This window comes from Corynebacterium tuberculostearicum, from assembly GCF_013408445.1.
GTDB lineage: Bacteria > Actinomycetota > Actinomycetes > Mycobacteriales > Mycobacteriaceae > Corynebacterium > Corynebacterium tuberculostearicum.
This window is the reverse complement of record NZ_JACBZL010000001.1, coordinates 527,582-542,486: the sequence shown is the minus strand read 5'-3', so window position 1 is coordinate 542,486 and position 14,905 is coordinate 527,582. Positions and strand designations below refer to the sequence as shown.

At 58.3% G+C, this 14,905-nt stretch carries 15 protein-coding genes; 13 read left to right on the top strand and 2 right to left on the bottom strand.

All coding sequences use genetic code 11. The features are described 5' to 3' along the window. The first annotated feature begins 3 nt into the window (after window positions 1-3). From BJ985_RS02570 to BJ985_RS02540, 7 genes are all read left to right on the top strand, one after another. The gene (locus BJ985_RS02570) at window positions 4-990 is read left to right on the top strand and encodes a helix-turn-helix transcriptional regulator (RefSeq protein ID WP_179386505.1); all 987 of its coding nucleotides are present in this window, start codon (window positions 4-6) and stop codon (window positions 988-990) included. A 2-nt stretch (window positions 991-992) separates the two neighbouring features. Further along, window positions 993-1,949, top strand: a complete 957-nt coding sequence (locus BJ985_RS02565; RefSeq protein WP_179386504.1) for a helix-turn-helix transcriptional regulator — start codon at window positions 993-995, stop codon at window positions 1,947-1,949. 97 nt (window positions 1,950-2,046) lie between these two features. Further along, window positions 2,047-2,310 (top strand): Sec-independent protein translocase subunit TatA, encoded by a 264-nt coding sequence (tatA, locus tag BJ985_RS02560; protein ID WP_005324774.1) that lies wholly within the window; start codon window positions 2,047-2,049, stop codon window positions 2,308-2,310. A gap of 108 nt (window positions 2,311-2,418) precedes the next feature. Beyond that, the gene (gene tatC / locus BJ985_RS02555) at window positions 2,419-3,513 is read left to right on the top strand and encodes a twin-arginine translocase subunit TatC (protein ID WP_373366766.1); all 1,095 of its coding nucleotides are present in this window, start codon (window positions 2,419-2,421) and stop codon (window positions 3,511-3,513) included. A 21-nt stretch (window positions 3,514-3,534) separates the two neighbouring features. After that, window positions 3,535-6,351 (top strand): DEAD/DEAH box helicase, encoded by a 2,817-nt coding sequence (locus tag BJ985_RS02550; protein ID WP_179386503.1) that lies wholly within the window; start codon window positions 3,535-3,537, stop codon window positions 6,349-6,351. Between the two features lie 32 nt (window positions 6,352-6,383). Further along, the gene (locus BJ985_RS02545) at window positions 6,384-7,511 is read left to right on the top strand and encodes a M24 family metallopeptidase (protein WP_179386502.1); all 1,128 of its coding nucleotides are present in this window, start codon (window positions 6,384-6,386) and stop codon (window positions 7,509-7,511) included. Then, a complete protein-coding gene (locus BJ985_RS02540; protein ID WP_179386501.1) occupies window positions 7,511-8,257 on the top strand; it encodes an SDR family oxidoreductase in 747 nt (248 codons plus the stop codon). The genes BJ985_RS02545 and BJ985_RS02540 overlap by 1 nt, the downstream gene beginning before the upstream one ends. Before the next feature lie 14 nt (window positions 8,258-8,271). On the opposite strand, the gene BJ985_RS02535 is transcribed toward BJ985_RS02540, so the two are convergent. Beyond that, window positions 8,272-9,057 carry a precorrin-3B synthase gene (locus BJ985_RS02535; RefSeq protein WP_179386500.1) on the bottom strand — a complete coding sequence of 262 codons (786 nt, stop codon included), beginning with the start codon at window positions 9,055-9,057 and terminating at the stop codon, window positions 8,272-8,274. 85 nt (window positions 9,058-9,142) lie between these two features. Between BJ985_RS02535 and BJ985_RS02530 the strand changes: the two genes are divergently transcribed. Genes BJ985_RS02530 through BJ985_RS02520 form a run of 3 tightly spaced genes read left to right on the top strand, consistent with a single transcriptional unit; the run spans window position 9,143 to window position 12,173 of the window. Further along, window positions 9,143-9,745, top strand: coding sequence for an FxsA family protein (locus BJ985_RS02530; protein WP_179386499.1), 603 nt, complete (start codon window positions 9,143-9,145; stop codon window positions 9,743-9,745). A 2-nt stretch (window positions 9,746-9,747) separates the two neighbouring features. Next, window positions 9,748-11,274, top strand: a complete 1,527-nt coding sequence (lnt, locus tag BJ985_RS02525; RefSeq protein WP_218840671.1) for an apolipoprotein N-acyltransferase — start codon at window positions 9,748-9,750, stop codon at window positions 11,272-11,274. A gap of 5 nt (window positions 11,275-11,279) precedes the next feature. Then, window positions 11,280-12,173, top strand: a complete 894-nt coding sequence (locus tag BJ985_RS02520; protein WP_005324764.1) for a polyprenol monophosphomannose synthase — start codon at window positions 11,280-11,282, stop codon at window positions 12,171-12,173. Between the two features lie 79 nt (window positions 12,174-12,252). Here BJ985_RS02520 and BJ985_RS02515 read toward each other — a convergent pair whose 3' ends face one another. Further along, a complete protein-coding gene (locus BJ985_RS02515) occupies window positions 12,253-12,636 on the bottom strand; it encodes an RNA polymerase-binding protein RbpA (protein ID WP_005324763.1) in 384 nt (127 codons plus the stop codon). A 130-nt stretch (window positions 12,637-12,766) separates the two neighbouring features. On the opposite strand from BJ985_RS02515, the gene BJ985_RS02510 reads away from it, so the two are divergent. The 3 genes from BJ985_RS02510 to BJ985_RS02500 are packed head-to-tail and all read left to right on the top strand — an operon-like array spanning window position 12,767 to window position 13,992. Next, window positions 12,767-13,108, top strand: coding sequence for a hypothetical protein (locus BJ985_RS02510; protein WP_034655353.1), 342 nt, complete (start codon window positions 12,767-12,769; stop codon window positions 13,106-13,108). 3 nt (window positions 13,109-13,111) lie between these two features. Continuing rightward, window positions 13,112-13,813, top strand: coding sequence for a YceI family protein (locus tag BJ985_RS02505; protein WP_150850619.1), 702 nt, complete (start codon window positions 13,112-13,114; stop codon window positions 13,811-13,813). A 14-nt stretch (window positions 13,814-13,827) separates the two neighbouring features. Further along, window positions 13,828-13,992, top strand: coding sequence for a hypothetical protein (locus tag BJ985_RS02500; protein ID WP_179386184.1), 165 nt, complete (start codon window positions 13,828-13,830; stop codon window positions 13,990-13,992). Window positions 13,993-14,905: the final 913 nt, after the last annotated feature.

Sequence of the window (14,905 nt, the reverse complement as noted above, 5' to 3'; positions counted from 1 at the left end):
CACGTGGCAACGCACAACCCCGCGCCGAAACGGCATGATGAGGCGGTAGAAAGACTCACCAACCTCTCTTTCGCGCTACAGGGCGCCGCCAACTCCGGCGGTAGCCCGGACCGCACCGCCGCCTGGATTCGCCGTCATGTAGCAGGATACGGCGATAAATCAGACGAAGCCTTTGCCAAATCGCTGGCACGAGATATCGCAACCCTCCAGCGCGCCGGGGTGCCCATTGTTCATTCCGGTAGCGAAGATGGTGCGCGCTATCGCCTTGACTCGAGCAGCTACCAGCTTCCTCCGGTGGAGTTTTCTCCTGAGGAGGCCATGGTTCTAGGTATTGCAGGAGGCGTGGGTACCACCGGCGGCTTAAGCGATTTTTCCCTGTCGGGATGGACGAAGATTGCTGCCAACGGCGCCTCGCGCAACCTCGCAGGCGCACCGGTTTACACGGCGGTCAATGACATCACGCGACTCGCCCCAGAAATCATCACCGCGGTGCTCGCTGCGGTGCGCAATCAGCTGCGCATTACGTTTTCCTACCGTGCTAATCCGGCTACTGAGCCGGTACGCCGTGTCATGGACCCGTGGGGAGTGGTCAACCGGGACAGTCGCATCTACCTCGTGGGATTCGATGTGGACCGCAACGAACCGCGCGTCTTTCGCGCCCTCCGCGTCTCTGACATCAAACGCTCGCACGATCCCGCGGAGCACCCCAATCCAACTGAAGATTTGCAGGTATTGGTAGAGCGTGCACTGCACCGAGGGGAAAAAGTCGATGCGCGCCTTGTCATCCCAGAGGGGCAGGCGAGGGAGCTCATGGATGCTGGCGAGAAACAACCCGATGGCACGGTGCTACTGCAGAAGGTAGATAAGGATTGGGTCGTGCGCACCGCGGCCGGCTACGCCCCAGAAGTACAGGTGCTCGAACCAGTCGGGGTACGCCAAGAGGTCATCTCCCTTTTACGCAGGGTGTCGCAATCGCAGGAGGAAGGCTAGACATGGCTGACGGATCGCTAAAGCTCCAAGCGCTGGTGCGCTCTTTGAACCTGATTCCCTACTTTAAAAACCATCCCGACAAGACGCCTATGGAAGCGGCCAAAGATTTGGGTATGGATCCTGGCGAACTGAAGGATGCTCTTGACCGGCTCTTTTGTTCAGGCACGGGGCGCAATACCGAGGATCTCATTGATCTCACCTTCAGTTATCGCGATGGGGTAACCATTCACAACGATCAGGGCTTGAGTCAAGCGCTGCGCCTTACCCCGACGGAAGCCGGTGCTTTGCTCCTTACCCTGGAGTCCTTGCAGGCGATGCCAGGGCTAATCGACGCCCGCGCGGTCGAATCCGCCGCCACTAAGCTGCGCGACATCATGGATGAAAAGACAGTCGCCATCTATGAGTCGCTGTCTACTCCCGCCCCTGAAGAGACTGATATCCAGGCGCTTTTGACCCAAGCCGTCAATGAAAGAAAGCGGGTACGGCTGCGTTACTGGAGCGCTTCCTCAAATGCTGAATCCGAGAGGGTGGTGGATCCAGCCCGCATTTTCATCGTCGATTCCGAGCCCTACGTGGCCGCTTGGGAGGAAGCAAAGCAAGCGCATCGCACTTTCCGCATCGACCGCATTAGTAAGGCTCGCATCGTGGAGGAAGAATCCCAACCGCACCTGAAAGACCTCGACTTTGATGCCTCTTCACCCTTTAATTTGGGCGATGGGGACACCGTGCAACTAGCAATTAACCAAGAATTCACGTGGCTGGCTGAGTATTACGATATGCGCCTGGGTGAAGACTTAGGAAATGGGGAAGTAGCTGCAACGATGCCAATGGGATCAGTGGATTGGCTTATTCGCTTTGCCCTCGGTCAAGCTGATAGGTTGCGGGTAGTGGCTCCTCAATCCGTAGTAAATCTCATTGCGGAGCGAGGAAACACCGCGTTGAGCGGCTATACTCAGTAGCCAGTTACTTGCCCGTTCACTGCGCCCGCCCGCCGGCAGATAAGTTGGCGGTGATGCTTCCCGGCATGCTGGTGCACTAGTTGAAAGAGGTTTCTCCATGAGCCTAGGACCTATGGAAATTGGCCTGATCGTTCTTGCCATCGTCTTGCTATTCGGTGCAAAGAAGTTGCCGGAATTGGCACGCTCTATTGGCCGTTCCGCACGCATCTTCAAGTCTGAGGTCAATGAGATGCACTCCGAGGATGCCCAGCGCTCTCAGTCTCAAGCGCAGCTGAACCAGAAGCAGCAGTCCGATGAGGAATTCTGGAACCGTCCAGACATGCAGCCGGGCCAGCAGAACAACACCAACACTCAGCAGTAAACGCCCCAATCCTATCGTTGCGCGAACACCCCTGCGGCGCACGGATATGTCCTCGCAATCCGTGCAGTAGGGAAGTGTTCGCTTCTTTGCGTTGAAAGAGCCACACTGATGTCGTCACAGTCACAGCCTCTATCTCCCCAGAAGGCAAGCAAGAGCGTGAAGGGTAAGCTGCGCTTTTCGCGCAAGCAGAAGAACCCTACCGGGGAGATGACCTTGGTGGAGCACCTGCAGGAGCTGCGCCGCCGCATCATTATTTCCGTGTTAGCGGTTGTCGTCGGGGCCATCATTGGGTTCATTTGGTACCAACGAGCGCCATTCGGGCTGTCTCCGTTGGGCGAAATTCTACGAGAGCCGTATTGTGCGCTTCCCCCCGATAAGCGAGCATCCTTCAGTGCGGACGGCGAGTGCCGGCTATTGGCCACCAGCCCGTTTGAAATGCTCCTGTTGCGCCTAAAAGTAGGTGCCTTGGCTGGCACCGTATTGTCTTCTCCGGTGTGGCTGTATCAGGTCTGGGCCTTCGTTGTGCCAGGTCTCCATAAGAACGAGCGCCGTTACACGTTGAGTTTTGTCAGCGCCGCGGTGGGCCTATTCGTTGCCGGTGCCGTGCTGGCTTATTTCATCTTGTCCGTGGGTTTGGAATTCCTCATGGGTATCGGCGCCGAGTATCAAACAGCGGCCCTGACCGGTGAGCGCTATTTCTACTTCCTACTGGCGCTACTACTCATCTTCGGCATTAGCTTTGAGATCCCACTGCTTATCGTGTCACTGAACCTTATTGGCGTACTCGAATACGAGCATGTCAAGGATAAGCGACGTCTCGCCATCGTCATCGTGATGATTTTCGCCGCCTTCGTCACCCCAGGCCAGGATCCTTTCTCGATGGTGGTACTGGCTGGTTCACTCATCTTGCTCATCGAGATCGCATTCCAGTTCTGCCGCCTCCACGACAAGCGCATGCAACGCGAACGCCCCGAGTGGATGGATCTCGATGATGAGACTGCTTCGCCGCTTGGCGCTGGACCAGGAGCCATAGGCGGGCCAACCCCTGTCGAGGCCCCGAGCAGAGTAAACCCTTCACCAGGACCCTCTCAGCCCGTTTCACAGCCAGTACAACAGGCACAGCAGCAGCCGCAGCAGACATGGAGCACCGGCGCCAGTGGGACTTCGTCGACCAGCGGCGGCTTTTTCGACGATGTCCTCTAGGCACGGGTAGCCTGGGGAGTCATGACTGAAACTCATCTGGATTCTTTTACCGCAGCCCTGCCATACCCGTTGGATGAGTTCCAGGTAAAGGGCTGCCAAGCCGTGGAGGACGGTCACGGCGTACTGGTTTGCGCGCCGACCGGCGCCGGCAAAACCATCGTGGGCGAATTTGCTGTCTCTTTGGCGCTGAGCCGGGGAACCAAGTGCTTTTATACGACGCCGATTAAAGCCTTGAGCAACCAGAAGTACCACGACCTGGTGGAAGAGCATGGCGAAGAAGCCGTAGGCCTGCTCACCGGTGACGTATCGATCAACTCTGATGCAGAGATCGTCGTCATGACCACAGAGGTGCTGCGCAATATGATTTACGCAGAATCCGCGGCCCTCGATCGCTTGACCCACGTGGTCATGGATGAGATTCACTTTTTGGCTGACGCTTCCCGCGGCGCAGTGTGGGAAGAGGTCATCCTCAACCTCGCAGACCATGTCTCCATCATCGGCCTTTCTGCCACAGTGTCCAATTCGGAAGAATTCGGCGATTGGCTGTCTACCGTGCGCGGCGATACCACCGTCATTGTCTCCGAACACCGTCCAGTTCCTCTCGACCAGTGGATGATGCTGGGGCGCAAGATTTATCCGCTCTTCGAGCCAGAATCTGGCGGCCAGGTCAACGCCGAGCTAGAGCGTAGGATCCAGCGCCTGGAAGCTGGCGATACCGATGATGGTCGCGCGGACTATAAGTCTGGCAAGGGCTTTCGTGCGCGTGCGCGTCACAAGGGTGGCGGGCGCAGCGAATTCCACGGTAAGGGAAGGGGACGCTCCGGCGCTGCCCGACAGCAGGATCGCTATCGCCCCTTGGGCCGCCCAGAGGTATTGAAGGTTTTGCAATCGCAGGACATGCTTCCGGCGATCACCTTCATTTTCTCCCGTGCCGGCTGCGACGGCGCTCTCTATCAGTGCCTGCGCAGCCGCATGGTGCTGACCTCCCAGGAGGAGGCACAGCAGATTAAAGACATCGTCGATGCGGGTGTGGAAGGTATCCCTGAAGAAGATCTGCAGGTCCTCGACTTTAAGCGCTGGCGCGAAGCCCTGTCCCGTGGCTTTGCCGCACACCATGCGGGCATGCTGCCCGCCTTCCGGCATATCGTGGAAGACCTATTCGTACGCGGGCTAGTCCGAGCCGTGTTTGCTACTGAAACGCTTGCTCTTGGCATTAATATGCCGGCGCGCACCGTGGTGCTAGAAAAGCTCATCAAGTTCAATGGTGAGGCGCACGTCGATCTCACCCCGGGCCAGTACACGCAGCTGACTGGCCGGGCAGGACGCCGTGGCATCGATACGTTGGGCAATGCAGTCGTGCAATGGGCCCCCGCCATGGATCCGCGTCAAGTAGCTGGCCTTGCTTCTACCCGCACGTATCCACTCATTTCCACTTTTGCACCGGGCTACAATATGGCGATCAACCTGCTGGGAATGCTCGGCTTCGAGGAATCCCTCCGCCTTTTGGAAAAGTCCTTTGCACAGTTCCAGGCCGATGGCTCCGTCGTGGAGGAAACTCGCGAGATTGAACGCGCCGAGCATCGCGTGCGAGAACTGCGCAACCAGCTCGATGATGCCGTGGCGTCGCTTGCACCACCTGCTAAAGACGGGGAAGATCCCGCCGAGGTTCTCATGGACTATGTCCGCCTGCGCCGCGAGCTCACAGCCGAGGAAAAGCAATCAAAAATCGATAGTGCCAACCAGCGCAACCAAGAGGTGATCGCGGTACTGGGGCGGCTGCAGCTGGGCGATGTTATTGCCATGCCCGGCAAGAAGCGCCCTATTCTCGCAGCAGTTGTTACCCCGGCTAACCAAACTGCGGATCCCCGCCCGTGGATTACCACTGAGTCCGGTTGGTCGGGACGTATCGATGCAGCCGGGATCAATAATCCACCCATCCAGGTCGGTAGCATCAAGATCCCCAAGCCGGTGCGCAAGAACCCGCGCCGCAATACCCGATATGTGCAGGATGTCTTGCACCGCGAACACTTTGACCGGCCTAAGCGCATGAAATCGCAGACTCGCGCTCGGCCCAATAAGCGAGTGGGGCAGTTGCGCGATGCACTGCGTGCCCATCCTGCTCACGATTGGCCGGCAACTGACCGCGAACAGCTGGCGGGCCTGGCACAAAAGCTTGCACGGCGCGAGCGCGATCGGGACAAGCTGCAATCCAAGGTCAATAAGGCTACGGATACTTTGGGCCGCACCTTCGAGCGCATTGTGGACCTCCTCGCAGAGATGGACTACGTCGAGTTCACCGGGGCTGGCGCGGACCGCACGCCGGTCATCACCGAAGAAGGCGAGCGCCTTGCCAAAATTCACAGCGAATCCGATCTGCTGGTGGCCCAATGCCTCAAGCGCGGAATTTGGGATGAACTCGATCCCGCAGAGCTTGCCGGCGTTGCCTCCCTGTGCTGTTTCGAAAACCGCAAGGCCACCAGTGGGCAACCGGAAGCGGCCACCGAGCGCATGGCTGACGCTATGAATGCCACGTGGCGCGTGTACACCGAACTTACCGCTGATGAGCAGCGCCATCGGCTGCCGCCCACCCGTGAACCAGAGGCCGGATTCGCTTTGGCCGTACACCAATGGGCGGCTGGGGCGCCCTTGGGCTACTGCATGGCTGCGGCCAATGAAGCCGGCGCCGAGCTCACCCCCGGTGATTTTGTTCGCTGGTGCCGCCAAGTTATCGACCTGCTCCAACAAGTGGCGAAGACGGGGTACGACGGCGAAATTCAACGCAACGCCCGCCGGGCCATCGACGCAATTCAGCGCGGTGTCGTAGCCATTGGCGCCTAAAATCCGCGGCGCGGACGAGTAGACTCTGGGGCATGACTGATACTCAGACTTTTTCCGCTGATGTCTACGCCCAGCGTCTGCGCGCCGCTCAAAAGGCAGCTGCAGACAAGGGCATCGATCTGCTCCTCATTGGCACGGGACCAGACTTTGCCTACCTCACCGGCTCCTGGGTCTCTTCCCACGAACGCCTTACGGTCTTGGTCGTGCCTCAGCAGGGCAATGCATGGATCGCCGCGCCCAATACCGATATCACCGATATCAAGGCTGCTCCAGTAGGTGAGCTGGATGTAGAGTTGCGTGGCTGGAATGACGGAGAAAATCCTTATGAGTTTGCACTGCGTGGCGCAGGCGACGGACTAGGCAAGGTAGCGCTGGGACAGTCGCTGACTGCAGACCACGTGCTGCGTTTCCAAGCGCTGCTTCCACACGCCAGCTATGAACTGGCCACTTATGCATTGGCCGAGCTCTTTACCCGCAAAGACGAGGCTGAGATTGCTGAGCTGCGCAAGGCTGGCCGTGCTATCGACGCAGTCCACGCGCAGGTACCGCAGCTTTTGCAGGCCGGTCGTACTGAGGCCGAGGTAGCCCACGAACTCGAAAAGCTCATCTTGCGGGAGCACTCCGTTATCGATTTCGTCATCGTCGGCTCGGGCCCGAACGGCGCGAACCCGCACCATAGCTTTTCGGATCGCGTTTTGGCTGAGGGCGAGCCAGTCGTCGTCGATATCGGCGGTACTTTGCCTTCCGGCTACCACTCCGATTGCACCCGCACCTACGTAGTGGGCGGGGATGTTTCCACGGCCCCGCAGGATTTTCAGGATGCCTATGCCGTGCTTGCCGACGCCCAAGCCGCCGGCCGAGCTGCAGCCCACCCTGGCAGCACCGCCGCAGACATCGATGCCATCGTCCGCCAGGCGATCTCGGCAGCCGGCTGGGGCGACTATTTTGTCCACCGCACCGGCCATGGCATCGGCCTGTCCACGCACGAGGAGCCCTTCATTATGGAAGGCAACGATCTCGCCTTGGAGGAGGGCATGGCATTTTCCATTGAGCCGGGCATCTACTTGGAAGGCAAGTGGGGCATGCGTTTGGAAGACATCGTGGTGCTAACCAACGATGACTACGAGTCCCTGAACCAAGCTCCGCGTGATGTCCGTTAATGGCTGGCGTACTGATTCTAGGCGGCCGTAGCGATATCGGCGGAGAAATCGCTAGTAGGGTAGCCCCTGGCCAAGATATTGTGCTCGCCGCTCGTGGCACCCACGGTATGGAAGGCGTGGTAGATCGGCTCCGGGAGGCGGGTGCGCGCAGCGTGCATCTGCTTGATTTCGACGCCACGGATTTTCCGTCCCATGCCGGTGTGGTTGATCGCGCCATAGAGCTCGTAGGCCCCCTTGAGCTAGCTGTCGTCGCCTTTGGCATCTTGGGTGATCAGCAGCGGGCAGAACGCGATGCTTCCCACGCGGTCGACATCGCCACAATCGATTATGCCGCGCAGATTTCACTGCTTACACTCGTTTCCCAGCGTATGCACCGCGGCCATATCGTCGCCTTTTCCTCGATAGCAGGCTGGAGGGCCCGCCGGGCAAACTACGTGTACGGATCTACCAAGGCCGGTCTTGATGCCTTTTGTCAGGGGCTGGCGGACAAGCTGCACGGCAGCCAGGTAGGCCTTATTACCGCGCGCCCTGGCTTTGTCATCGGCAGCATGACCGAAGGAATGAAGCCGGCACCACTTTCCGTGCGTCCGTCAGACGTGGCTGAGGCAGTTGTTGGTTGCATTGCCCGAGATGCACGGCGTGGAAAACCGCGTTCGCGCACCATGTGGATTCCTCGGTCTCTGCAGGGCCTAGCGTGGGTCATGCGGCTTGTACCGCGCCCACTCTGGCGGCACATGCCGCGCTAAACTCTGCGTTCCTTTCACTCTGCGCGTAGTAGGGGAGAGTTGATGTCGAAGATAAAACCGCGTGGGGCGAGTACGCGCAGTACCACTTCGGCGTCACCCTCGGCAATATTGTGAAAGACTAATCCGCCCCACGGGGTGACGGTGATGTCTACCTCTAACTGGCCGATAAGTTGCGCAAACTCGGCAGGGATGGCGCCGCGGTGCACGCCCGCGCCAAGGTCAACTACGCCCGCAGGCAAATGATCATCCAGCCAGCCAATAGGGCCTGGTTCAACCAGGGCCGAGGCATCATGCTCTAGGGACTCGGCGCTTTTGAGCGCCTCCTCATAGTGGTGGGCGGCAGCGCGTGGAGTCAGTGGGGCCGAGGGGGCGTCGCCAAGCGGGGAACGCTCAAGGCGCAGGGCTCCCTCTCCGTCGATGCTAAGGCTGACTGCGGCCGCGCCGGTTGGTACGTCGTCGTGGGCGATAACTGCCAATCCGGGACCGCCTTCCGCCGCGCCCAGCTCAGCCGCGATGTCCTGGGCCGTTTGCTTGGCCGCCGCCGACAAAGGTGAAGCCAGCACCGGCATCGCCGTGGCGCACAATTGCAACTCCTGGAGCTGCTGATTGAGTGCCTCCGCATCCTTAATGCCGCGCAGCTCGATTGCGGAGAACCGGTCGATGTAGACATACCCATCCGCAACAGCACTGGCGCACTGCGCCAAAGTGACCCAGTCCTGGGCGTAGGTGCTGCCGCCGGCAACGTGGATGCGGATGCACGTGCCGTATTGGGGGTCTTCAAAAAGCGCAGGAGTAAACATGCGCACTAGTCTAACCTGCCGCGGTTGCACCTTCGCGCATGAGTGTTGCCAGCACTTTATCAGTCTGCCTCGTTAGACTGAGGCCATGCCGTTTATGTATTTTGCTCTCTACATGGTCGCAGAGACCCTGACCTTCTGGGCCGTTTCTCAGTGGATCGGTGTTGGCTGGGCGCTTATCGCCCTCTTTGTCACCATGTTCTTCGGAATGTCCATCGCTGGCATTGAAGTGCGCCGCTTGATGGGAAAGCAGGTCGAACGCACAGGGGACGGTACATACGTCGTTCGCGGCCGCAATGTGGGCAAGACCGCCAGCAATGTGGGCCTTACCTTGGTAGGCGGCATGTTGCTTTCTTTGCCGGGCTTCTTGACGACGATCCTCGGAGCCCTCTTTATTTTCTCGCCAACCCGCGCCGTCTTCCGCACGGTGATGGCAGCCTCCTTGTACCGCAAGATCGAAAAAATGGGCGTTAAGATCTACGAGGCCTCCCCAATGGCGCAGCAGCACGACTCTTATGGCGACTTTGGCTCCTTTGGTCGTGGCCAAGCAACACAAAGTGGGCACCCCAGCACGCAGGATGCTGGCCCGCATGAGGTGTTGGATGAGGAAGAGATCCGCCGCTGGAGCGAGAACCTGGATCCAGATGACTTTGGACCCTCCGGTGGCGAGTCCAAGGGCGGAAAAAGCTAGTGATGCTGACTCTTGCCCGGCTCGTTGTGGCGGGCCTTTCTGGTCTGCTCACGTATGCCGCCATAGAGCCCCGTGGTTGGTGGTGGGCTGCCGTTGTGGGCGTGGGCTTGCTGTACGCGAGTTTGCTGCCGTGGGGAACTAGGCACGTTTCCGCCCGTGCGGGCGCGCTTCTTGCAGTAACACATTCGCTCGTGCTGTATCTGCTGACGCTGCCATGGATCGGCGAATTGGTGGGCAGCGGGCCGTACATCGCTTTGGCCGTATGGCTTTCGGTATATGCCATTGTGCTGGGCCTTGGCGGCGCAGCAGTAGCGCGGTGGAAATACGGTTTTATTGCCTTCCCGTTCTTCTACCTCGCAGTGGAGGTGCTGCGTTCTTCGGTACCTTTCGGCGGTTTTTCTTGGGTGAAATTGGCTTGGGGACAAATCGACGGACCGCTAGCCAACCTGGCTCCGTGGGGTGGAACCTCGCTCATTACCGCAGCCACGGTTCTGTGCGGTTGCGGTCTCGCTGCACTGCTGATTCAACGCGGATGGAAAGCCAAAAGCGCCGCATTCTTAGCAGCTATCCTTCCCCTTGCAAGCGCAACGGTGGCAGGTCTGGGAATCAACCGAGACGATTCCACTGTCGGGGAAGCAAAGGTTGCCGCTATCCAAGGAAACGTACCACGCATGGGCCTAGACTTTGCCGGGCAACGCCAAGCGGTCCTTAACAACCACGTGGCTGAGACAAAGAAGCTGGCCGCACGCGACAAGGACATTGACCTAGTCATCTGGCCCGAAAACTCCTCTGATATCAACCCATTCCGTGACGGCAAGGCAGCCTCGGCGATCAGTGGCGCCGTCGATGCGATAGACGCACCTGTTTTGGTTGGCACCGCTACGCGGGATGAGGTGGGAGCCCGCAACACAATGCAGGTCTTTGCTCCCGGGCATACGGTAGGAGACCACCACTATAAGAAGTACCTGCAGCCCTTCGGTGAAACCATGCCCATGCGGGACTTCTTTGCCAAATTTTCTGACTATGTGAATCTAGCCGGTGACTTCAAACCCGGCGACGGCCCAGGCGTTGTCTCCATGGCGGGAGTGCCGGTAGGCGTGGCAACGTGCTACGAGGTCTCCTTCGATAACGCCTTTAGGGAGTCGGTGAAAAATGGTGCACAACTACTGACTACTCCCACCAATAACGCCACCTTTGGCTATTCCGATATGACCTACCAACAATTGGCCATGAGCCGATTGCGCGCCATGGAGACGGACCGAGCCGTGGTGGTGGCGGCGACCTCTGGAGTATCCGCCATTGTTCACCCAGATGGCCACGTTAGCCAGTCCACGGAGATTTTCACGCCGGACGCGTTAGTAGAGCAGTTGCCCTTGCGTAGCGGAGAGACCTTTTCCGTGAGGTTTGGTTCGCCCCTGCAATGGCTCATGGTTATTATTGGAACAGTCTGCGCACTGGTAGCTTTGCGCACAAACCGCCTGCGACGCACCCCGCGCCGCTCCGGCACAGATACATACGTAGGAGCATAAACACTGTGAGCACGCTTGAATCCTCGACCTTGGTCATCATCCCGACCTATAACGAGATCGAAAATCTTCCTCTCATTACTGGACGCGTCCGTGAGGCCGTCCCAGAGGTCCATATCCTCATCGTGGACGATAACTCTCCCGATGGAACTGGTGACAAGGCCGATGAGTTCGCAGCACAGGATGACCACATCCACGTTCTTCACCGCGAGGGCAAGGGCGGTCTGCTAGGCGCTTATATCGCCGGCTTTGAGTGGGGATTGGAGCGCGACTACCAGGTGCTGTGTGAGATGGATGCAGACGGCTCCCATGCGCCGGAACAGCTTCACCTGTTGTTGGAAGAGGTGGACAAGGGCGCGGACCTAGTTATCGGCTCCCGCTACATTCCGGGTGGCGAGACCGTCAACTGGCCGGCTTCTCGTGAGTACCTCTCCCGCTTGGGCAATATTTACATCTCCGTAGCGCTGGGCGCTGGGCTGTCCGATATGACCGCCGGCTACCGTGCGTTCCGCCGCGAGCTGCTCGAGTCCATCGACTTTGATGAGCTGTCCAAGGCCGGCTACATCTTCCAGGTCGATTTGGCCTTCCGTGCTGTCAAGGCTGGCTTTGACGTTCGCGAAGTTCCCATTACCTTCACCGAGCGCGAATATGGCGAGTCCAAGCTGGATGGTTCCTTCGTGAAGGATTCTTTGCTCGAGGTCACCAAGTGGGGCGTTGCTCATCGCGCTGAGCAGCTGCAGGACTTTGGCGGCGCGGTGTCCAAGTTGGTCAACCGTGAAGTCAAGGACGGCTCCATTCATGACCTAGGCGTTCAGGCCCGTAAGGGCGCCGGCTGGGTTTCTGACTTCGCCAGCGAGATTGGCCATCTGGCAAAGCACCAGATTGCGCAGCTGAAGAAGTAGGCGCCACCGCAACGCATAAGGCCCGTACCGTCCCTTAGTCAGACTAGGGAGGTACGGGCCTTTTTGCTGCCGCAGAACTTTAAGAGTTATTTTGCTGCTGCTCCTGCTGTTCCTTCAAGAGGCGAGCTGCGGAACGGCGGCGGGAGCGCAGGTGGTTAATGCGCTCTTCAAGCAGCTCATCGAGCTCCTCGATGGAGCGGCGCTCACGCAGCATATCCCAGTGGGTGCGTGGTGGCTTAGCGGGCTTAGACTCAACGCCTTCACCTTCTACTAGGTGGCCCAGCTTGCCGTTCTTGCACATCCATTCTTCAGGGATTTCAGCATCATCCGCGAAAGGCACCTCATAAATCTCGCCGTCTTCGGTGCGGTACTTCACCATCTGGCGCGGTGCGAGGTCGTGGTCGCGGTCGGTTTCGTAGCTGACTGCGCCCATACGGCTGCCACGGAGTACGCGATCTGCCATGCAACATCATCCTTTTCAAAGAGATCCCTGATTGAGTGCGAAGCAAAACTTCGCCTAAGAGCTACTAATTATAACGAACACCCACGCGTCTTTGTTCCCAGCCCGCCCAAAATGGACTAAAGTGTATCGGGTGATCCGTACAGCTAGTCGTGAACGCAACGTCGGTTCCTGCCAATGGTGTGGGAAGGACATTGACCAAGGCGGTAGGGGACGGCCACGGAAGTTTTGCAGCGCCTCCTGCAAGCAGCGCGCTTATGAGCAGCGAAATAACGTCAGTGGCACGGGGATTCCCGCCAATGCCGTGATCCTTACTCCAGAAAAGGCAGAGAGTTTGCGCGACGGACTTTTTGAACTACGTTGTTCCGCAGAAGATATCAATACCGCCGCGGAGGAAGGCGCTAGTGCGCAGGAGCTTGCCGGTTTGTGCGAAGAGCTTGTTGCCCTGGCGCGACGCCTAGAAGGACTTCGATAGCAGATGAAAAAGCTTTTTTATAACCGCAAGCTCGTCATCACCATCTTTGTGGTGCTGATTGTGTTGCTCACCGCCGTGGCCATTGGCCCGATGGTGTATTCGCTCCTCAAGGGCGCCGGAGTAAAGACCGAACCAGTTTCCGCCGACGGCGCAAAGGCCGCATCAACGGAGCTCGATGGCACCTGGGAGGTAGCCAAGGGACGCGCCAATAACCATACCTCGGTTGGTTTTACCTTTAATGAGGTTCTACCTGCGGAAAAGACCACCACATCGGGTTCAACCACGGAGGTCACCGGCCAGGCGGATATTTCTGATTCCACCCTGAAAACCGCCGCGGTCACTGTTGATATGGACGAGCTGACCACGGACAAGAAGGTCCGCGATCAGAACATGAAGTCCAAGCTCTTTGAGACCCAGCTTTTCCCAGAGGCATCCTTTGAGCTGACTAAGCCTGCTTCGCTTGCCGACGTCCCGGATGACGGCACCATTGGCACAGTCAAGCTCACCGGAGATCTGACTATCAAGGATGAAACGCACGAGATTTCCCAAGACTTCGACGTTCTTCGCGATGGCGATCAGATCGTCATCGGCGGCACCGTGCCAGTTGATCGCCTTGATTATGGCGTGGAGACCCCGGAGATGCTCGCCGCGAAAGTCGAGGAAAAGGGCGAGGTAAATCTCCGCATTTCCTTTGAGAAAAACTAGCGATGGTCAAGCCAGTGAATTCCCGTCAGATTATCCCGTTTATGTGGCTGCGCCTCGTCGTCGTCATCGGCTTTACCATTTTCGTAGCCGTTCAACAGATGTGGGTCATTGTGGCAATCTCGGTCCTTTTGGCGCTGTTGACTATCTGGCAGCTGTGGGGTGCTTACCGGAATCGCTAATTAGACCTTCACGGTGTTGGGGCGCACGTCCTCGATTAACGTCAGTGTGACTTTATATAGTGGTGTAGTTAGTCCTGCCAGTAGGGCCTATTTTCGACCGATATCAGGTTTTTCGGCCGCCGAGCGAAACACCGGTGCCAACGGTTGAACCCGGAATGAAGAAGTTCCGAAAGACAGATGGGGTTGGCTGCCGCAAATCCGAACTCCAATGAGCTGCAGCCGGAATCGATACCTGCGCCTGAGTCTGGCGGCCGGCGGGTGGCGGGTGGCGCGGCAGAGGCCGCGGGGCGTCGCCAAGCAAAGCGCCGTAATCTCGCGTGGAGGTTTAACGAAGCTGAATCGGAGCCCAATAGATGGGCCGGGAAGATGTGCTAGCGCCCGGGCGCGATTGATTGAGGGCGACACATGAAGGTCCTTTAGATATCAGTAGTTGTCCGATAATGTACATTATGTCATTTTAACCAGGGGTGGCATTCCCCCTTTTAGCTCCTGACTCCATACATCGATACCTGCACCTCGCTTCTGTCGTTCGCTCCTGACAACACGCGCCCGAATGAAGCTTCCCAGATGTGCCATTCCTTCACGACAATTGGGCTCTCGTCATTTCTCATACGGCGGATGACTTCTTTCTCGGCTAGGCCTCTCGTAGCACATGCGGCCTTAAGCTCTGGATCGAATTCAGCGTTCGACGGATCCGATCCCTGCGCGTGTCCACCGCTAAATACGATATAAACCACTTCCGGATGGTGTTCTACATCCAGTGGACCTTTCCACCCACGCAGGTGTGCCTCTTCAGTCCAACAGGTTACCCCTGAGCGGTCTACACATTGTCCCATCGCTTTTTCTTGAGCGCGCGTCAGCGCAACTCCTGCAAAAGACTCATCATATGAATCGTCATTCCGCGCAAACAATA